Consider the following 18,482-nt stretch of genomic DNA (forward strand, 5'->3'; position numbering starts at 1 on the left):
TTAATCCCCTTCCCGAACTAACCAGATGGTCGACAGCGGCGGTAGCGTCAGACTCAGCGACTGCGCGCGGCCATGGCTTTCAATCGCCTCGCTCTGCACCAGCCCGCCGTTCCCGGCGTTGCTGCCGTGGTAGTGGGCGGAGTCGGTGTTGAGCACTTCGCGCCAGCGGCCCGGCTGATTGATGCCGAAGCGATAATCCTGACGCGGTACTGGCGTAAAGTTGCTGACCACAATCACTTCGTTGCCCGCTTTGTCGCGACGGACAAAAGCGAACACCGAGCGGGCGCTGTCGTCGACCACCAGCCATTCAAAACCGTACGGGTCAAAGTCCAGTTCGTGCATCGCTTTGTGGTGACGATAGGTATGGTTGAGGTCGCGCACCAGGCGCTGCACCCCGTTATGCCAGTTGTCGCCGCCTTCCAGCAGATGCCAGTCGAGGCTGCCGTCAAAGTTCCATTCGCGGCCCTGAGCAAATTCATCGCCCATAAACAGCAGCTTTTTGCCCGGGAAGGCGAACATCCAGCCGTAGTAGGCGCGCAGGTTGGCAAACTTCTGCCACGCATCGCCCGGCATACGGTCCAGGATAGATTTCTTACCGTGAACCACTTCGTCATGCGACAACGGCAACACGAAGTTTTCCGTGTAGTTATAGAGCATGCCGAAGGTCATTTTGTCGTGATGGTACTGACGATGAACCGGGTCGAGCTTCATGTAGTCCAGGGTGTCGTGCATCCAGCCCATGTTCCACTTAAACCAGAAGCCCAGGCCGCCCATATCGGACGGACGTGACACGCCCGCGAAGTCGGTCGACTCTTCCGCCATGCTCACCGCACCGGGAACCTGCTCGCCCAACACGCGGTTGGTCTGGCGCAGGAACTCAATCGCTTCGAGGTTTTCACGGCCGCCGAACTCATTCGGGATCCACTCACCCTCTTTACGACTGTAGTCGCGGTAAATCATTGATGCCACCGCATCGACGCGCAGCGCATCAATGCCGAAGCGTTCTACCCAGTACAGGGCGTTGCCGGTCAGGAAGTTGCTCACTTCACGGCGGCCATAGTTGTAAATCAGGGTATTCCAGTCCTGATGGTAGCCTTCGCGTGGGTCGCTGTGCTCATACAGGTTGGTGCCGTCAAACTCGGCCAGCGCGAAATCATCCGACGGGAAGTGCCCTGGCACCCAGTCGAGGATCACGTTCAGGCCGGCGGCGTGCGCAGCGTTGATGAAGTAGCGGAAATCTTCGCGGGTACCGAAACGACGGGTCGGCGCGTACATCCCGGTCGGCTGATAGCCCCAGCTTCCGTCGAACGGGTGTTCGTTAACCGGCAGCAGTTCCAGGTGGGTGAAGCCCATCCATTTGGCGTATGGGACCAGCTGCTCTGCCAGCTCGCGGTAGCTCAGCCAGTAGTTGTTGTCGGTATGACGACGCCAGGAGCCCAGATGCACCTCGTAGATAGAGATAGGGGCATCAAACTGGTTGGCCTTTTTGCGGGCTTCGCTCTGCTCAACCTTCGGCGGTAAGCCACAAATCAGCGAGGCCGTTTCCGGACGCATTTGGGCTTCGAACGCATAGGGGTCGGCTTTAATCCGCAGCGCGCCGCGGGCATCGATCATCTCGAATTTGTACAGCTGACCGTTGTGCGCTCCCGGAATGAACAGCTCCCAAATCCCCGTTTCCTGACGCAGACGCATCGGGTGACGGCGACCGTCCCAGTGGTTGAACTGACCGACAACCGACACGCGGCGGGCGTTTGGTGCCCAGACGGCAAAGCGCGTACCGGTAACGCCGTCCATGGTATCCGCATGCGCGCCCAGCTTTTCGTAGGGGCGTAGGTGGGTACCTTCAGACAGCAGCCATATGTCCAATTCCTGGAGCAATGGGCCAAAGCGGTAAGGATCGTCAATGAGGTTCTGTTGGCCATGCCAGACGACAGCCAACTGATAACGGAAGAAATTTTTACGACGCGGCAGAACGCCACAAAAGAAACCACGTGAGTCCACGCAATCCAGCTTGCCGACTTTACGCCCGGTTTTAGGTTCAATCACCCAAACATCGGTCGCGTCGGGTAACAGTGCACGGACTTCCAGTCCCGCTTCCGTTCGGTGCATACCCAGTACGGAAAAGGGGTCTGCAAAATGGCCTGCGATCAACGCATTAATCACGTCTCTATCAACACGATCGGACATGCTTCATCATCCTTAGTTTTTGTATCGCCTCAATCCACTGTAAATGGCGACATTTTGTGACCTGAACGGTGCAGCACAAAGTTGTGTGCTCTCTCGGCTCCGTCCAACCTTCAGTCAAGGCAACAGACCTTGATTAAAGCATAGTCAACGCTTTACCTGACTCCTGAGAGAAAAATTAACATTACTGCGTTTACTCCTTGTATTACGCAAAAAAAAGGGGTGGTTCGCCACCCCTCATCGATTAACAAATGTTTACGCCAGTTGGCGTAGCATACGACGCAGCGGCTCCGCTGCGCCCCACAGAAGCTGGTCGCCAACGGTGAACGCTGACAGATACTCCGGCCCCATGTTCAGTTTGCGCAAACGTCCAACAGGCGTGGTCAGCGTACCGGTGACCGCCGCAGGCGTCAGTTCACGCATGGTAATTTCACGGTCGTTAGGAATGACTTTCGCCCACGGGTTGTGCGCGGCCAGTAATTCCTCTACAGAACTTATGGAAATATCTTTTTTCAATTTCAGCGTGAATGCCTGGCTGTGGCAGCGCAGCGCACCAACGCGCACGCAGAGGCCGTCAACCGGGATCACGGAAGAGGTGGCGAGGATTTTGTTGGTCTCAGCCTGACCTTTCCACTCTTCGCGGCTCTGGCCGTTATCAAGCTGTTTATCGATCCATGGAATCAGGCTGCCCGCCAGCGGAACGCCGAAGTTATCCACTGCCAGATCGCCGCTGCGGGTCAGGGTGGTGACCTTACGTTCGATCTCGAGGATAGCGGAAGCCGGGTCAGCCAGTTCGTTGGCGACGTGATGATGCAGCTGGCCCATCTGGGTCAGCAGTTCACGCATATGGCGCGCGCCGCCGCCGGAAGCTGCTTGATAGGTTGCCACCGAGGCCCACTCTACCAGGTCGTTGGCGAACAGGCCGCCGAGGGACATCAGCATCAGGCTGACGGTACAGTTACCGCCAACGAAGGTTTTCACGCCGTTGTTCAGGCCATCGGTAATGACCTGCTGGTTTACTGGGTCGAGAATGATGATGGCATCATTTTCCATGCGCAGCGAAGAGGCCGCGTCAATCCAGTAACCCTGCCAACCGCTTTCACGCAGCTTAGGATAGATTTCGTTGGTATAATCGCCGCCCTGACAGGTGACAATAATGTCGAGCGCCTTCAGCGCTTCAAGATCGTAAGCATCCTGGAGCAGACCACCGGTGCTGCCGCCGAAGGTTGGCGCAGCTTGCCCTAACTGGGAAGTGGAGAAGAAGACGGGGCGAATGGCGTCAAAATCGCGCTCTTCCACCATGCGTTGCATGAGTACTGAGCCGACCATTCCGCGCCAACCGATAAAACCAACATTTTTCATAGCGTGTTTTCCTGCAGATATATGTGCTGTATATGTGAATAAGTGCCCCTGGCATCCCCTCACATTACAAAATGCAGCTAAAGTCGCAAGCAAAATTAATCAATGATTGCTTAGCAATCAGAAGTGCAACTTATCCCCTCATCCATAGGGGACGCATTTCCTCCTACCACAGTACGCGGTCAGAGTGATGCGTAGAGCAGAAAGTCCGCAACAATTATCAGGGAATTTGAGTGATGAGTGAAATCTTTTCCGCCGCAGTTTTATTGATCCTGATTATGGATCCACTGGGAAATTTGCCCATTTTTATGTCGGTGCTAAAACACACGGAACCCAAGCGCCGCAAGGCGATCATGATACGTGAGCTTTTAATCGCACTTCTACTCATGCTGATTTTTCTCTTCGCTGGCGAGAAGATTCTGGCGTTTTTAAACCTGCGCGCCGAGACGGTTTCCATCTCCGGTGGCATCATTTTATTCCTGATTGCCATCAAGATGATTTTCCCTAGCGCCACCGGAAATAGTTCGGGGCTGCCGGCGGGAGAAGAACCGTTTATTGTGCCGCTCGCGATTCCATTAGTGGCGGGGCCAACGCTGTTGGCGACCTTAATGCTGCTTTCACATCAGTACCCGAATAATTTGTCGCATCTGGTGATTGCGCTGCTGATCGCCTGGGGCGGTACGGTAGTGATTTTGCTGCAGTCGTCGCTGTTCCTGCGCCTGCTCGGTGAGAAAGGGGTGAACGCGCTGGAGCGTCTGATGGGCTTGATTCTGGTGATGATGGCGACCCAGATGTTCCTGGACGGTATTCGGATGTGGATGAAGGGGTAAAAGGTTAGTTCGGTGCGGCCCCGGGGTCGGCGTAAACGCCTCGGCCGGGCTACCGCTCAAGTAGCCCGGCCGAGCGTAGCGACGCCGGGGAAGCCGTCAGCTCAACAGCGTAAACGCAATCATACCGATAATAGCGCCGACCGTTCCCAGGATGGTTTCCATCATGGTCCAGGTTTTCAGCGTCTGCGCTTCGGTAGCGCCGGTAAACTTACCGAACAGCCAGAAGCCTGCGTCATTCACGTGGCTCACCACGATAGAACCGCCGCCGATACAGATAGAGAGCGCCGCCAGCTGCGCACCGCTGTAGTGCAGCTGTTCAATCACCGGCATCACCAGGCCAACCGCGGTCAAACACGCCACCGTGGCGGAACCCTGAATGATACGTACCGCCGCGGCCAGGATGAAGCAGGTCAGCGCAATCGGCAGGCCCATCCCGGTCAGGGCTTCACCCAACGCCGGGCCAACGCCGGAATCCACCAGCACCTGTTTGAACACGCCACCGGCACCAATCACCAGCAGGATAATCCCCGCAGGCTGCAGCGCCGCGCCGCAAATTGCCATCACCTTGTCTTTTTCCATGCCCTGACGGAACGCCAGACCATAGATAGCCACCAGGCAGGCAATCAGGATCGCGGTGAACGGGTGGCCGATAAATTCAAACCACTGATAGGTTTCTGACCCCACCGGCACGAAACGCGCGGCAATAGTTTTCAGACCCACCAGCACCAGCGGCAGCAGGATCAGCGCCAGGCTAAAGCCGAAAGACGGCATTTTACCTTCGCCAAGGTGCGGCTCGGTGATGTCATCAGGAATATTCAGCTCAACGTAGCGGCTGATAAAGTTGCCCCACAGCGGACCGGCAATAATCATCCCCGGGATCGCCGCACACAGGCCAATCAGAATCATCCAGCCAAAGTCAGCATGCATCTGGGAGGCCAGCAGCATCGGCGCTGGCCCCGGCAGCAGGAACGCCGCCGCGGCAGCAACGCCCGCAAACAGTGGAATCACCAGCTTCACCAGGTTCGTCCCGGTGTGGCGCGCCATCGAGAACGCGACGCTAATCAGCAGCACGATCGCCACTTCAAAGAACAGCGGCAGCGCGCAGATAAGACCGGCAATACCAATCGCGTAGTGCGCACGGCTATGGCCGAACGATTTCAGCATTTTGACGGCAATCTGATCGACCGCGCCGGTTTCATGCAGAATCTTGCCAAACATCGCGCCAAGCGCCACGACAATCGCCAGGAAGCCCAGCGTGCCGCCCATCCCTTTCTCCATGGTTTCCGCGATTTTAATCAACGGCATACCGGAGAAAAGCCCTGCACCAATAGACACCACCATCAAAGCCAGGAAGGCGTGCATACGCGCCTTCATGACTAAAAACAGCAGCAGCAGAACGGAGCCGACTGCGGTTAAAACGAGCGTTAAAGTTGTCACGCGGCACGGCCTTTGTTGATCACCTCAATCGTACTGTCGATAACGCCTTCCAGCGGCTGATCGATATCAACCACCAGGACATCGCGTTCTTCAGCGCCCGGCTCTTGCAGGGTTTCAAACTGAGTGACCAGCATTTGAGTTTTGAAGAAGTGACCTTTACGCGCCTTCAGGCGGCTCTCAATCACCTCGAAATCCCCTTTCAGGTAGACGAAGGAGAGGTTCGGGTTACCTTCACGCAGAATGTCGCGGTACGCTTTTTTCAGCGCCGAGCAGACAATCAGCGAAACTTTGTTGGTGCGCTGCATCGCGAAAGCCGCGTCGTTCAGCGCCTGCAACCATGGTTTGCGATCGTCGTCGTTCAGCGGTTCGCCGGAGGACATTTTGACGATATTGCTGCGTGGGTGCAGGAAGTCGCCGTCGAGGAACGCGGCGTTCAGACGGTGTGCGACTTCGCTGGCGACGGCGGATTTACCGCTGCCGGATACGCCCATCAGTACATAGACATGGTGATCGTGGTTAGTCGTGCTCAAGGCGTCCTCCTGTTGGGCACTGGCAATTAGATTGGGGAAATTGTTACGGGTAACAGTTATCGGTAACATTGTCCTGCCGGGCAAGTGGATAAGCAATAACCATTCGTGCCGGAAGTGAATTCTAAGTGAATATGTGTGATCTAGTTCAAACTTGTTAGGGCTAAATAGATCCGCCCGGTGACAAAGTGAAACCTAAATCTAACATTTTTGGCGTAACCGCTTCACCGCGAATGCGCGCCAGCAAGCGCTCTGCGCCGATGCGCCCCATGCGTTCACGCGGGGTCAGCACGCTGGCAAGACGCGGCTCCATCACCTGACCGATGTCGTGGCCGTGGAAACCGGCAATCGCGATGTCGTCAGGAATGCGCAGCCCAAGGCGCTGGCACTCAAACGCCGCGCCAACCGCCAGGTCATCGTTGGTACAGAAAATACCGTCCAGGTTGGAGAACTCGCGTCGCGCCTGGCGCATCAGTTCGATGCCGGAAGTATAGGAGGACGACTGTTCTACCATCACGCTGTACGGTATCAGGCCCGCGTCAAGCATCGCCTGCTCGTAGCCCTTCTGTTTGATGATAGTACGTTCGTCGAGACGTGCGCCTAAATAGGCAATGTGACGATGACCGCGGGCAATAATCGCCGCCGTCATCTGGCGCGCCGCTTCGAAGTTATCAAAGCCAACGGCGATGTCGAGGCACGGTGACTGGCTGTCCATCAGCTCCACCACCGGGATCCCGGCGACTTCAATCATCTTCAGGGTGCGGGGAGTGTGGGTACGTTCGGTGAGAATCAGACCGTCAATGTTCCAGGAGAGCATCGACTCCAGGCGTTCCTGCTCCATTTCTGGTTTATAGCCGTAGTGCGCCAGCATGGTCTGATAGCCGTGAGCATCGGTGACGCTTTCTACACCGCGCAGCACTTCAGCAAAAACCTGGTTGGTTAACGATGGCAGCAGCACGCCAATAGCGCGGCTAGTGGCGTTGGAGAGAATATCGGGCGCCCGGTTGGGGATATAACCCAAATCATCAAGAGCCGCCGCAATTTTGCCACGTAACGCCACGGAAACCTGTTCCGGGTTACGGAGAAAACGGCTAACCGTCATTTTGGTTACGCCAACGCGATCGGCAACATCCTGAAGTACGGGTCTTTTCTTTTTCATCGTCCGGAGGTAAGCAAAGGTGAAATATTGCTGAAGTTTACCACGGAGATGGCGCAACCTCCCCGCAAGATTAGGGAGGTTGCGCGATTTATTTAAGCCGGATCAAACTGGCGGCAGATCGAAGAGTAAAATTTCACTTTCGCTATCCGCGTGAACGGAAATTGCCTGCTCGTCCCAGATGGCCAGGCCATCGCTGGTGGTAGCCTTGGTGCCATTGATGCTCACTTCGCCTTTGACTACCTGAATCCACACGCGGCGGTCAGCGGCAATCTGGTGCACCGACTGTTCGCCTTTCGCCAGCGCCCAACGGTACAGTTCCATATCCTGATACACCTTCAGCGAGCCTTCACGGGCATCCGGTGACAGCACCAGCTGTTTGCCCTGCAGGGCGTCGAAGCGGCGCTGTTCGTAACGCGGCGTGATGCCGGTTTTTTCTGGAATGATCCAGATCTGGTACAGGTGCAGCTTATCGGTGGCGCTCGGGTTGTACTCAGAGTGACGAATACCGGTACCCGCACTCATAATCTGGAACTCGCCCGCCGGAACCTGCTCTTTGTTGCCCATGCTGTCCTGGTGCTCAACGGCGCCTTCCAGAACGTAGGTCAGGATTTCCATGTCTTTGTGCGGGTGAGTACCGAAGCCCTGGCCGGCGTCAATCACGTCATCGTTAATCACGCGCAGTGCCGAGAAGCCCATGTAATTCGGATCGTAATAATCGGCAAACGAGAAGGTATGCCAGGAATCCAGCCAACCATGATTCGCATGACCACGTTCATTTGCTTTGCGTAAGAAAATCATTTTTTACCCCCTCATGTTTTCGATGAAACAAGTTTGGACGTAAACCGGTCAGGATGATAGTGGGTGAAAATTGACTCCTCTGTTCAAAAAATATGAACAAGAACGGAGGAGCCATGTTTGCTTATTTGGCGAGGCTTATCGTGGCAGGTGCTGGCTGCTCAAAGGCCCGTTCCAGCAGTTCCATATTGGTCAGAGCCTCAGTTTCCTTGACGAAATTCGGCGTGCCGTTTGTCAGCGTCTGGTACAGCGCATCGTATACGCGACCGTAGTCACCGCGCTCCGCCTGCCACTGCTCTTTCACCGTGTCGCCTGCGTCGTTAACGTACTCCAGGTAAGAGACGGAGTCGTCGGCCGCGAAGTTCGCATCGCCCGGCATAATGCCCGCTTTCAGGCTGGTTTCCTGCTGGTCGATACCGTATTTCACAAACGACCCTTTGGTGCCGTGAACGGTAAATTTCGGGTAGTCGATTTTCACCAGGTGGCTGGTTTTGACAATCGCTTTCAGGTTGCCGTAGTAGAGTTGCGCTTCAAAGGTGTCGTCCGGGTTGGCCGGGTTGCGCAGGCTACGGATATCGTAGGAGGCGTGATCCGGGCGGCCAAACAGCGAGATAATCTGGTCCATGGTATGCACACCCAGGCCATAAAACGCGCCGTCCTGCGGGCGACCCGGCTGGGTTGGCGATTCCGGGCGGTAGTAATCAAAGTGGCTTTCCACTTCCACAATCTCACCCAGCTTGCCGCTCTCAATCGCTTTTTTGGCGGTCAGGAAGCAGGAGTCAAAGCGACGGTTCTGATACGGCGACACCGTCAGCCCCTTGCTTTTCGCCAGCGCAAACAGCGTTTTGGCTTCGGCAAGCGTTGGGGTGAACGGCTTTTCCACCAGCACGTTCTTGCCCGCTTCCAGCGCCTTTTTGGCGTACTCGAAGTGGCTATCGGCATGGGTACAGACCACCACCAGCTTCACCTGCGGGTCGTTCAGAATATCGTCCAGCTCGCTGGTGAAATGGATATGCGCGTACTGCGGCGCCTGCTCATCCGGCTTTGGGCTGCGGCGATAGATATGGGCGACGTGCCAGTCGGCTTTACGTTCGAGGACATAAGGAAGGTGGTAGCGGGTGGCGCTTTTGCCAAAGCCGATAAAGGCGCAGTGCAGAGTCATGGTTCAGTCCTTTTGAAATGTTTGCTGAACACCATAGCGCACCTCGAAACGAAATGAATCCCCACACGGCTAAAAATAGCCCGAAATAATACGTTATAACCGGCCTATAAAAACCACCAATAAATCCTGCAAAAATAACGAGTTAAATTCCGAAAATCATCCTGAATCGTTGACCGTGCCGGGCAAATTCTGGATAAGGGTGCCTGCGAAATAAGGGATATTTCGCACCTGTATCCCGCAACGGAGTCACCACGAATTGCTCATAGGAAGAGAGTTTCTCGCCGTTAATTGCACCATTTTCTTTTGGCTACTCGCCCTAATAGCCTGGTACTTCAACGCCCCCTCTCTGGCGTGTTTATCCGGCGTGTGTGCCCTCTCCTCTTTTGTCATCCACATCAAACTTAATCAGGCCAATCACATGTTTAAAAAGAATAAATCCATTGACGTTTCCCCTGCCACCGTACCGGCTTCACTCCCTGTCGAGGAAAAAGAGTCCGTCAGCGCCAAAAAGCAGGATGCAACGGTAATCGCCAGCAACGTGTGCTTTGAGGGCAATATTGCCTCAAACGGGCACGTCTATATTTACGGTTCGCTGAAAGGCAACATCGAGGCTGAAGAGGGGCTGATAAAAATCATTCACGGCGGCCTGGTCGAGGGCAACATCACCTGCCGCGAACTGATTATCGACGGTAACGTGGTGGGGCAATGTCACAGTCAGTCGCTGGAAATCGCCGAAAACGGCCATGTGGTTGGTACCCTTGCCTACCATCAACTGGCCATAAAGAAAGGCGGGAAATTCTCTGGGCAGGCAGAGGTTCTGCCCGCAGAAACAGGGAAAAACAATGTGGTCGGTTTTGCCCATGAGCCCACGATCTCCGACACTGCGTCCGCCAATACGACCAAACCCACAGAAAAAAATGACAAAAAAAAGCCAGCTTAAAGCTGGCTAAAGTAATACTGGAAGCAATGTGAGCAATGTCGTGCTTTCAGGTTCTCCGCAAGGACGCCCTGAATGCAGGACAATAATAATCATTCTCATTCGCACTTGTCCAACGTTTTTTGCAAAAAAAGCCAATTGACGCACATTTCAAAATCAATGATGTTAAAAGGGACTTTTAACCCACCAAGGAAATGAAGAATGAGTGACATAGTGATCCGCCACGCTGAACCTGAAGATTACGACGCAATCCGTCAGATCCACGCCCAGCCGGAGGTGTATCACAACACGCTACAGGTCCCTCATCCTTCCAGCCATATGTGGCAAGAGCGGCTAGCCGACCAGCCCGGTATCAAACAGCTCGTCGCCTGCATCGGTGAGCAGGTGGTTGGACACCTCTGCATCGCCGTTGCCCAGCGCCCTCGCCGCAGCCACGTCGCCGATTTCGGTATCTGCGTCGACGCCCGCTGGCAGAACCGCGGCGTCGCCAGCGCGCTGATGCGTACCATGATTGATATGTGCGACAACTGGCTGCGCGTCGACCGCATTGAGCTGACGGTGTTTGTCGATAACGCACCAGCGGTGGCGGTTTACCAGAAGCATGGGTTTGAGATTGAAGGCACGGGGCGGAAATATGGGCTGCGTAATGGGGAGTATGTGGATGCGTATTTTATGGCGCGGGTGAAGGGGTAGGCCCTCACCCTAACCCTCTCCCAGAGGGAGAGGGGACCGTATGGTGCAGCTTATAAATCAGTAATCTACCCTGCCTTTCTCCCTCTCCCTTCCAGGGAGAGGGTCGGGGTGAGGGTAAACTAGTACCCCGCCGTCAAATCATCAGGCGAACGCGGATCCGACGCCCCATACAGCGTTCCGTCCGGGTCCACCATAATGCTCTGCGTGCTGCCCATCGCCTCTTTCACCGCCACCTTCTGCCCCTTCGCTTCCAGCAGCTTCAGCGTATCCGGGCTAAACCCTTTCTCAACCCGCAGCTCGTCCGGTAGCCACTGATGGTGGAAGCGCGGCGCATTGGTGGCTTCCGCCACGTTCATGCCGAAGTCGATGGAATTCACCACCATCTGCAGCACCGTGGTGATAATCCGGCTGCCGCCTGGGCTACCGGTCACCAGCCACGTTTTCCCGTCTTTCACCACAATGGTTGGCGACATCGACGACAGTGGGCGTTTCTTCGGCCCAACCGCGTTGGCATCACCGCCCACCAGCCCGTAAACGTTCGGCACACCAGGTTTAGCGGAGAAGTCATCCATCTCGTTATTCATCAGAATGCCGGTATTGCCCGCCACGATGCCGGTACCAAAAGTGGTGTTGAGGGTGTAGGTCACCGCCACCGCGTTACCGTCTTTATCCACCACTGAGAAGTGGGTGGTCTGGTTGCTTTCGTACGGTGCCAGTTTGCCCGGTTTAATCTGGCTGGACGGTTTGGCCTTGTTGATATCAATCTGCTCAGCAATCGATTTGGCATAGGTTTTGTTGGTCAGCGCCTGCCACGGCACCTTCACGAAGTCCGGGTCGCCGAGGTATTCAGAACGGTCGGCGTAGGCGTGCTTTTCCGCCTCTGACATCAGTTGCATCGCGTCGGCGCTGCCGAAGCCGTATTTATGCAGGTCGAAGTTTTCGAGGATGTTGAGGATCTGCACGATGTGGATCCCGCCGGAGGACGGCGGCGGCATCGAGAAGACTTCGTAGCCGCGGTATTCACCGCTTATCGGCGTACGCTCAACGGCTTTGTAGTTTGCCAGATCCGCTTTGCTCATCAGGCCGCCGTTTTTATGCATCTCTTCAGCAATCTGGTCGGCAATCGCCCCTTTGTAGAAGGCATCCGGTCCGTTTTCGGCAATCAGCTCCAGGCTTTTTGCCAGATTCGCCTGCACCAGTTTATCGCCCTTTTTCAACGGCTCGCCGTCTTTCCAGAAAATGGCCTTACTGTTGGCATGATTGGGCAGCACTTCACTGCCGTAGGTTTTAAGATCGTCAGCCAGCGCGTTGTTGACCACAAACCCCTCTTTGGCGAGCTTAATCGCCGGGTGAATCACTTTGTTGAGCGGCATCGTGCCGTACTTCTCCAGCGCCAGCGAGAAGCCTGCCACCGTGCCCGGCGTGCCGGAGGCCAGGTGCGAGGTCAGCGACTTTTTACTGTCCGGGTTACCCTGGTCGTCGAGGAACATATCGCGGGTCGCCTGCTCCGGGGCCATTTCACGGAAATCAATCGCCGTGGTTTTGCCATCTTTGGTCCGCAGCATCATAAACCCGCCACCGCCGATATTCCCCGCCTGCGGGTGAGTCACCGCCAGCGCGTAGCCCACGGCCACCGCCGCATCTACGGCATTGCCGCCCTGGCGCAGAATTTCAACGCCCACGCGCGTGGCGGTAGCATCAACCGAGGCCACCATGCCATGCTGGGCACGTACTGGATGGAAAACATCCTCCTCAACGCCGTAAGAAACCGGCGGCGGTGGAGGTGCAGAAATCGCGCTAAAACAGCTTCCTGACAGCAGAGCAGCAAGGGCTACCCGGCGTAAAAACGTCGGTATTATTATCATCATCATTCTCCAGAGCGTGCGGTGAGGTCCTCACTAAGCCTGGTTCATAATGCTGAAATAATCCTCGTTACGATGGGAAAGGAGTAAACTTAAGCGATCCCCTACACGGAGGAAAGACGATGAAACGATTACTGATTCTGGCGGCACTGCTGCCGTTCACCGCGCTGGCCGCGCCGCTGAACGTCGATAACAACCCGAATAAGCCGGGCTATGAGATTCCAAGCCAGCAGCGGATGCAGACCCGCATGCTCAATCAACAGCAGCAGCAATCCAGCATGCTGAACCAGCAGCGCAAGGTGCAGACGCAGCAGCAACAGCAGCATCTGCAAAACCAGCTGAACACTAACCAGCAGCGCGTTCAGCAGGCGCAGCCGGGCATGCTAAATCAGCAACAGCAGCAGCCGCTGCCCAATAACAACGGCGGCATGCTGAAGCAGTATTAAGGCTGGAAGTCAGGCCCGATGATATCAATCGCATCGGTACAGATGCAGTCGACACCCCAGCGCAGCAGCTCGGCGGCGCGCTGGGGGTTATTCACGGTATAGACCAGAATCCGCAGCCCCGCTTCACGCAGCGCATCGACCCGCGCTTCATCCAGCAGACGATGGTTAAGATGAATGGAGACGCAGCCCAGACGCGTCGTCAGCTCACGCCAGTCGTCACGCCACTCATCCAGCAGTAACCCCCGCGGCAGCTCCGGTGCGGCAAGCTGGGCGGCTTCCAGCGCATCAATTTCAAACGACGACAGCAGCGGTGGGGTCATGTCAGCCCACAGTTCACGCGCGGCCAGCGCCACCACTTTCCCGGTCAACGGCCCGCTGCCGGTGGTCGGTTTAATTTCGATATTTGCCATCATGCCGTGCTGACGGCAGCGTTCCGCCACCTGCGACAACAGCGGCAGCGGCTCGTCTTTAAAGCTGCTGTTAAACCAGCTTCCGGCATCCACGCGCAGCAGGTCCTGCCAGCTCAGTTCACCCGCGATGCCCCAGCCGTTGCTGGTGCGTTCGAGGTTGTCGTCATGCAGCAGGAAAATCTGCCCGTCTTTCGACAGCTTGGCGTCAAACTCAATCATGGTATGCCCATAGCGAGCGCCAACGTCGATCGCCGCCAGGGTGTTTTCCGGCGCTAACTTACCGCCGCCACGGTGGGCGACGATGTGGGGATAAGGCCAATTGCTCATACGCGTAATCCTGTCTCACCTTCAAAGAGGTGCAGATGATCGTCCGGCAGATGCAGCCACAGCGTGGTGCCCCCGTGCGGACGCTGTTGGTGCGGTAAGCGCACCACCATTTTCTGCTCACCAAAGCGGCCGTGGGCCAGGTTATCGGCGCCGAGAATTTCCAGCGTATCCATCACCAATGGCACGCCGCCTTCGGCCTGCGAGCTTAGCGCAATATGTTCCGGACGGATACCCAGCGTCATGCGGCGACCGGCATATTCGCGCTGAGAGGCTGGCAGCGGCAGCTGCATACCGTTTTCCAGCACGAAGCGCGAGCCGGATTCATCAATCTGACCGTCCAGCAGGTTCATCGCCGGGCTGCCGATAAAGCTCGCCACAAAGCGGCTGGCCGGTTTCTCATACACTTCCACCGGCGTGCCAATCTGCTCGGCAATCCCTTTGTTCATCACCATCACCCGCTGGGCGAGGGTCATCGCTTCCACCTGATCGTGGGTCACATAGAGTGACGTGGTTTTCAGACGGCGGTGCAGCTGCTGCAATTCAAGACGCATTTGCACGCGCAGCTTGGCGTCGAGGTTGGAAAGCGGTTCGTCGAACAGGAACACCGCCGGGTCACGCACGATAGCGCGCCCCATCGCCACGCGCTGGCGCTGGCCGCCGGAGAGCTCGCGCGGGCGGCGCTTCAGCAGGCCGTCCAGCTCAAGAATACGCGCCGCTTCCTGCACTTTTTCGGCAATGTGCGCTTTGCCCATGCCGCGAATTTTCAGCCCCCAGGCCATGTTCTCTTCCACGCTCATGTGTGGGTAGAGCGCATAGTTCTGGAACACCATGGCGATGCCGCGATCCTTCGGCTCCATTTCGGTCACGCGCTTGCGATCAATCCAGATGTCACCGCTGGTTACGCGCTCAAGCCCTGCCACCATACGCAGCAGCGTCGATTTTCCGCAGCCCGACGGGCCGACCATCACAATAAATTCCCCGTCTGCCACGTCCAGCGTCAGCGGTTGAATGACCTGGGTTTTACCGTCCCAGCTTTTGGTTACTGCCTGTAGTTTTAAACCAGCCATTTTTATTTCTCACTATCGACCAGGCCGCGTACAAAGGCACGCTGCATGGCTAAAACGATAACAACGGGGGGAATAAGGGTGAGCAGCATCGCCGCCATCACCTGGTTCCACTGCGTGGTGCCTTCACCGGTAGCGATCATCCCTTTGATGCCCGCCACGGCGGTGCCGAGGTTCACGTCGGTAATAATCAGCAGCGGCCAGAGATACTGGTTCCAGCCGTAGATAAAGGTGATGACGAACAGCGCCGCAAGGTTGGTTTTCGACAGCGGCAGCACGATGTCGCGGAAAAAGCGCATCGGCGAAGCGCCGTCGATACGCGCCGCTTCAATCAGCTCGTCCGGCAGGGTCATAAAGAACTGTCGAAACAGGAAGGTGGCGGTCGCCGACGCCATTAACGGCAGCGTCAGGCCCGCGTAGCTGTCGAGCATCTTCAGGTTGGCAATGACCTCAACCGTCGGGAAGATACGCACTTCCACCGGCAGCATCAGGGTGATAAAGATCATCCAGAAGAACAGGTTACGCAGCGGAAAGCGGAACCAGACGATGGCGAATGCCGAGAGCATCGACACCGCGATTTTGCCGACGGTAATGGCGAAGGCCATGATGAAGCTATTGAGCATCATCAGCCAGAACGGTGCGCTGTTGGCTCCGACGCCGTTGACCCAAATCGCCTTCATATTCTCGAACAGATGGCCGCCGGGAATCAGCGTCATTGGCGTTTCAAACACCGCTTTGTTGTCCAGCGTCGCCGCCGTAAAAGCGACGTACAGCGGAAACAGGATCACAATAATCCCGAGGATCAGCATGGTGTGGCTGAATATCGTCAGCCCGCGACGGTTCTCAATCATTGGTAGCGCACCTTACTTTCCACGTAGCGGAACTGCACCACGGTCAGGATGATGACGAGGAACATCAGCACCACCGACTGCGCCGCAGAGGCCGAGAGATCCAGCCCGGCAAATCCTTCACGGTAAATCTTATAAATCAGCGTGGTGGTGGCCTGTACCGGGCCGCCCGCCGTCGCGGCGTCGATCACCGGGAAGGTATCGAAGAAGGCGTACACCAGGTTCACCACCAGCAGGAAGAAGCTCACCGGCGCGATCAACGGCAGCGCCAGCTTGAAGAAGCGGCGAATCGGGCCCGCGCCGTCGATGGCCGCAGCCTCGACCAGCGAGCGCGGAATAGATTGCAGCGCGGCGAAGAAGAACAGGAAGTTGTAGCTTATCTGCTTCCACACCGAGGCGAAGACCACCAGGAACATGGCCTGACCGCTGTTCTGCGCGTGGTTCCAGTCATAGCCGAACTCGCCAAGGAAGTGGGTAATCAGCCCGCGCCCTGGGTTAAACAGGAAGATCCACAGTACGGCGGCCACGGCAGGTGCGACGGCATAAGGCAGCAGCATCAGCGTCTGGTATAGACGGCTGCCGCGCACCACGTAGTCCACCAGGGCGGCGAAGAACAGCGAGACCAGCAGGCCGCTTATCGTCACCAGGCCGCTGAACTTAATCGTCGTCCAGAAGGAGTCGAGATAGTAGCTGTCGTGGAACAGCGTGACGAAGTTATCCAGACCAACGAACTGGCTGGAGAGACCAAACGGGTCAACGCTTTGCAGTGAGTACCACAGCGCTTCACCGGCGGGCCAGATAAAGAAGATAACGGTGATAATCAGCTGCGGTGCGACCAATGCATAGGGCAGCCAGCGCGATTTAAACACCGGACGGGATGATGACATAGTTAAACTCTGAGTTGGTGTCCCCTCACCCCGGCCCTCTCCCCAAAGGGGCGAGGGAGAAAGGCGGGTCCCCTCTCCCCTATGGGGAGAGGGTTAGGGTGAGGGGGTTAGTCAATGATTAAGACTTGGTCGATTGCTCGAAGCGACGCAGCAGCTGATTCCCGCGCTCTACCGCAGAGTCCAGCGCCTGCTGAGGCGTTTTCTTACCGGTCCAGACGCTTTCCAGTTCTTCATCCACAATGGTACGAATCTGTGGCATGTTGCCCAGACGCAGCCCTTTGGTGAACGGCAACGGTGGCTTGTTCAGCATCTGACGCGTGGCGATGTCGGCACCTGGGTTCTTGTCATAGAAGCCCTGCTGACGAGTCAGGTCGTACGCGGCGGTAGTGATTGGCAGGTAGCCGGTTTTCTGGTGCCATTCGGCAGCAATTTCAGGCTTCGCCAGAAACTCGAGGAATTTCGCGACACCGGTGTAGGTTTCTTTGTCTTTACCCTGCATCACCCACAGGCTCGCCCCGCCGATGATGGCGTTCTGCGGCGCGCCCTTCACGTCAGCATCGTAAGGCATCATGCCCACGCCGTAGTTGAATTTGGCGTACTGACGAATGTCTGCCAGCGAGCCGGAAGAGGCGGTGGTAATGGCGCAGTCACCGTTGTAGAACTTCTCGGTAGACTCATCTTTACGGCCGAAGTAGCTGAAATCACCCTTCTTGTTCAGTTCTTCCAGCAGCGCGATGTGTTTCACCTGCTCTGGCTTGTTGAATTCCAGTACCGCATCGGTACCGTCGAAGCCGTTATTTTTGGTCGCAACCGGCAGGCCGTGCCAGGCGCTGAAGTTTTCAATCTGGATCCAGCCCTGCCAGCCGCTGGCGTAGCCGCACTTCATACCGGCCGCTTTCAGCTTCGCGGTATAGGCTGCCAGATCCTGCCAGGTTTTCGGCGGCTGGTTCGGGTCTAAACCGGCTTTCTTGAAGGCGTCTTTGTTGTAGTACAGCACCGGAGTGGAGCTGTTAAACGGCTGGGACAGCAGGTGCCCGGTTTTGGAGTCGGTGTAGTAACCGGAAACCGTCGGCACAAACTGAGATTCATCGAACTTGATACCGGCATCGTCAAACACCTGATACACCGGCTTAATCGCTTTTGACGCCATCATGGTGGCGGTTCCAACTTCATACACCTGCAAAATTGCCGGGGCGTTACCGGTACGGAACGCGGCGATACCTGCGCTCAGGCTCTGCTCATAGTTGCCTTTGTACACCGGCTGAATTTTGTAATCCGGGTTGGCGGCGTTGAAGCGCTGCGCCAGAGAGTCAACCTCTTTACCCAGCTCACCTTCCATTGAATGCCAGAACGGAATAGTAGTTACCGCCATAGCCTGACCTGCGAATGCCAGACTCATTGCCAATCCTAAAGCTGTATGTCGTAACGATATCATCGGTTATCTCTCTTTTTGTGCCGGGATGCGCGATATCACGCGTTTTATGTTCGCGGGGGTAACATGACATGCTCGAATGACAGAAAAATAACTTTTTTATTACAAAAAAAAGATAGTAAG

The 18,482-nt window shown here is 56.3% G+C and carries 16 protein-coding genes and 1 pseudogene; 4 read left to right on the forward strand and 13 right to left on the reverse strand.

The window, feature by feature from the left end; translation table 11 throughout:
• Both glgB and asd read right to left on the reverse strand, forming a co-directional pair.
• Positions 1 to 2,187 carry a 1,4-alpha-glucan branching enzyme gene (gene glgB, locus AB2B48_RS16255; protein ID WP_368299619.1) on the reverse strand — a complete coding sequence of 729 codons (2,187 nt, stop codon included), beginning with the start codon at positions 2,185 to 2,187 and terminating at the stop codon, positions 1 to 3.
• 252 nt (positions 2,188 to 2,439) lie between these two features.
• Positions 2,440 to 3,546 carry an aspartate-semialdehyde dehydrogenase gene (gene asd, locus AB2B48_RS16260; protein ID WP_185667345.1) on the reverse strand — a complete coding sequence of 369 codons (1,107 nt, stop codon included), beginning with the start codon at positions 3,544 to 3,546 and terminating at the stop codon, positions 2,440 to 2,442.
• A 233-nt stretch (positions 3,547 to 3,779) separates the two neighbouring features.
• On the opposite strand from asd, the gene AB2B48_RS16265 reads away from it, so the two are divergent.
• Positions 3,780 to 4,373, forward strand: a complete 594-nt coding sequence (locus AB2B48_RS16265) for a YhgN family NAAT transporter (RefSeq protein WP_035892151.1) — start codon at positions 3,780 to 3,782, stop codon at positions 4,371 to 4,373.
• Positions 4,374 to 4,469: 96 nt separating this feature from the next.
• Here the strand turns inward: AB2B48_RS16265 and gntU are convergent, their stop codons facing one another.
• The 5 genes from gntU to AB2B48_RS16290 form a co-directional block, all read right to left on the reverse strand.
• On the reverse strand, positions 4,470 to 5,810 hold the full coding sequence (gntU, locus tag AB2B48_RS16270; RefSeq protein WP_185667346.1) for a gluconate transporter: 1,341 nt from the start codon (positions 5,808 to 5,810) through the stop codon (positions 4,470 to 4,472).
• The gene (gene gntK / locus AB2B48_RS16275) at positions 5,807 to 6,340 is read right to left on the reverse strand and encodes a gluconokinase (protein ID WP_185667347.1); all 534 of its coding nucleotides are present in this window, start codon (positions 6,338 to 6,340) and stop codon (positions 5,807 to 5,809) included. Before gntK ends, gntU begins: the two co-directional genes overlap by 4 nt.
• Positions 6,341 to 6,500: 160 nt before the next feature.
• Entirely contained in the window at positions 6,501 to 7,496 is a 996-nt protein-coding gene (gene gntR / locus AB2B48_RS16280; RefSeq protein ID WP_185667348.1) for a gluconate operon transcriptional repressor GntR, read from the reverse strand.
• A 102-nt stretch (positions 7,497 to 7,598) separates the two neighbouring features.
• Positions 7,599 to 8,294 (reverse strand): pirin family protein, encoded by a 696-nt coding sequence (locus AB2B48_RS16285; RefSeq protein WP_035892157.1) that lies wholly within the window; start codon positions 8,292 to 8,294, stop codon positions 7,599 to 7,601.
• Between the two features lie 121 nt (positions 8,295 to 8,415).
• Positions 8,416 to 9,453 (reverse strand): oxidoreductase, encoded by a 1,038-nt coding sequence (locus tag AB2B48_RS16290; RefSeq protein ID WP_368299620.1) that lies wholly within the window; start codon positions 9,451 to 9,453, stop codon positions 8,416 to 8,418.
• Positions 9,454 to 9,715: 262 nt separating this feature from the next.
• Here AB2B48_RS16290 and AB2B48_RS16295 point away from each other — a divergent pair, with 262 nt between their 5' ends.
• A complete protein-coding gene (locus AB2B48_RS16295; RefSeq protein ID WP_368301971.1) occupies positions 9,716 to 10,393 on the forward strand; it encodes a bactofilin family protein in 678 nt (225 codons plus the stop codon).
• A 198-nt stretch (positions 10,394 to 10,591) separates the two neighbouring features.
• Positions 10,592 to 11,083, forward strand: coding sequence for an N-acetyltransferase (gene yhhY, locus AB2B48_RS16300; RefSeq protein WP_185667350.1), 492 nt, complete (start codon positions 10,592 to 10,594; stop codon positions 11,081 to 11,083).
• Positions 11,084 to 11,202: 119 nt separating this feature from the next.
• Here the strand turns inward: yhhY and ggt are convergent, their stop codons facing one another.
• Complete coding sequence (gene ggt, locus AB2B48_RS16305; protein WP_368301972.1) at positions 11,203 to 12,945, reverse strand: gamma-glutamyltransferase; 1,743 nt, start codon at positions 12,943 to 12,945, stop codon at positions 11,203 to 11,205.
• A gap of 122 nt (positions 12,946 to 13,067) precedes the next feature.
• On the opposite strand from ggt, the pseudogene AB2B48_RS16310 reads away from it, so the two are divergent.
• Positions 13,068 to 13,379 (forward strand): annotated as a pseudogene (locus tag AB2B48_RS16310) (DUF2756 family protein); the annotation flags it as partial.
• A gap of 8 nt (positions 13,380 to 13,387) precedes the next feature.
• Here the strand turns inward: AB2B48_RS16310 and ugpQ are convergent.
• The 5 genes from ugpQ to ugpB all read right to left on the reverse strand — a co-directional run bounded on the left by ugpQ (position 13,388) and on the right by ugpB (position 18,362).
• Positions 13,388 to 14,128 (reverse strand): glycerophosphodiester phosphodiesterase, encoded by a 741-nt coding sequence (gene ugpQ, locus AB2B48_RS16315; RefSeq protein ID WP_185667352.1) that lies wholly within the window; start codon positions 14,126 to 14,128, stop codon positions 13,388 to 13,390.
• Positions 14,125 to 15,195, reverse strand: a complete 1,071-nt coding sequence (locus AB2B48_RS16320) for a sn-glycerol-3-phosphate import ATP-binding protein UgpC (protein ID WP_333012705.1) — start codon at positions 15,193 to 15,195, stop codon at positions 14,125 to 14,127. Before AB2B48_RS16320 ends, ugpQ begins: the two co-directional genes overlap by 4 nt.
• 2 nt (positions 15,196 to 15,197) lie before the next feature.
• On the reverse strand, positions 15,198 to 16,043 hold the full coding sequence (gene ugpE / locus AB2B48_RS16325) for a sn-glycerol-3-phosphate ABC transporter permease UgpE (RefSeq protein WP_123650889.1): 846 nt from the start codon (positions 16,041 to 16,043) through the stop codon (positions 15,198 to 15,200).
• Positions 16,040 to 16,927, reverse strand: a complete 888-nt coding sequence (ugpA, locus tag AB2B48_RS16330; RefSeq protein ID WP_035892166.1) for a sn-glycerol-3-phosphate ABC transporter permease UgpA — start codon at positions 16,925 to 16,927, stop codon at positions 16,040 to 16,042. Before ugpA ends, ugpE begins: the two co-directional genes overlap by 4 nt.
• Before the next feature lie 118 nt (positions 16,928 to 17,045).
• A complete protein-coding gene (gene ugpB / locus AB2B48_RS16335; protein WP_220440226.1) occupies positions 17,046 to 18,362 on the reverse strand; it encodes a sn-glycerol-3-phosphate ABC transporter substrate-binding protein UgpB in 1,317 nt (438 codons plus the stop codon).
• Positions 18,363 to 18,482: the final 120 nt, after the last annotated feature.

Origin of the sequence: Kluyvera sichuanensis (assembly GCF_040930405.1) — a bacterium.
In the GTDB taxonomy this organism is placed as follows: domain Bacteria; phylum Pseudomonadota; class Gammaproteobacteria; order Enterobacterales; family Enterobacteriaceae; genus Kluyvera; species Kluyvera sichuanensis.

Excerpts from the sequence above, each read along its gene's own strand:
- glgB (WP_368299619.1), bottom strand. The coding sequence starts at position 2,187 with ATGTCCGATCGTGTTGATAGAGACGTGATTAATGCGTTGATCGCAGGC.
- asd (WP_185667345.1), bottom strand. The coding sequence starts at position 3,546 with ATGAAAAATGTTGGTTTTATCGGTTGGCGCGGAATGGTCGGCTCAGTA.
- AB2B48_RS16265 (WP_035892151.1), top strand. The coding sequence starts at position 3,780 with ATGAGTGAAATCTTTTCCGCCGCAGTTTTATTGATCCTGATTATGGAT.
- gntR (WP_185667348.1), bottom strand. The coding sequence starts at position 7,496 with ATGAAAAAGAAAAGACCCGTACTTCAGGATGTTGCCGATCGCGTTGGC.
- AB2B48_RS16285 (WP_035892157.1), bottom strand. The coding sequence starts at position 8,294 with ATGATTTTCTTACGCAAAGCAAATGAACGTGGTCATGCGAATCATGGT.
- AB2B48_RS16290 (WP_368299620.1), bottom strand. The coding sequence starts at position 9,453 with ATGACTCTGCACTGCGCCTTTATCGGCTTTGGCAAAAGCGCCACCCGC.
- yhhY (WP_185667350.1), top strand. The coding sequence starts at position 10,592 with ATGAGTGACATAGTGATCCGCCACGCTGAACCTGAAGATTACGACGCA.
- ugpQ (WP_185667352.1), bottom strand. The coding sequence starts at position 14,128 with ATGAGCAATTGGCCTTATCCCCACATCGTCGCCCACCGTGGCGGCGGT.
- AB2B48_RS16320 (WP_333012705.1), bottom strand. The coding sequence starts at position 15,195 with ATGGCTGGTTTAAAACTACAGGCAGTAACCAAAAGCTGGGACGGTAAA.
- ugpE (WP_123650889.1), bottom strand. The coding sequence starts at position 16,043 with ATGATTGAGAACCGTCGCGGGCTGACGATATTCAGCCACACCATGCTG.
- ugpA (WP_035892166.1), bottom strand. The coding sequence starts at position 16,927 with ATGTCATCATCCCGTCCGGTGTTTAAATCGCGCTGGCTGCCCTATGCA.
- ugpB (WP_220440226.1), bottom strand. The coding sequence starts at position 18,362 with ATGATATCGTTACGACATACAGCTTTAGGATTGGCAATGAGTCTGGCA.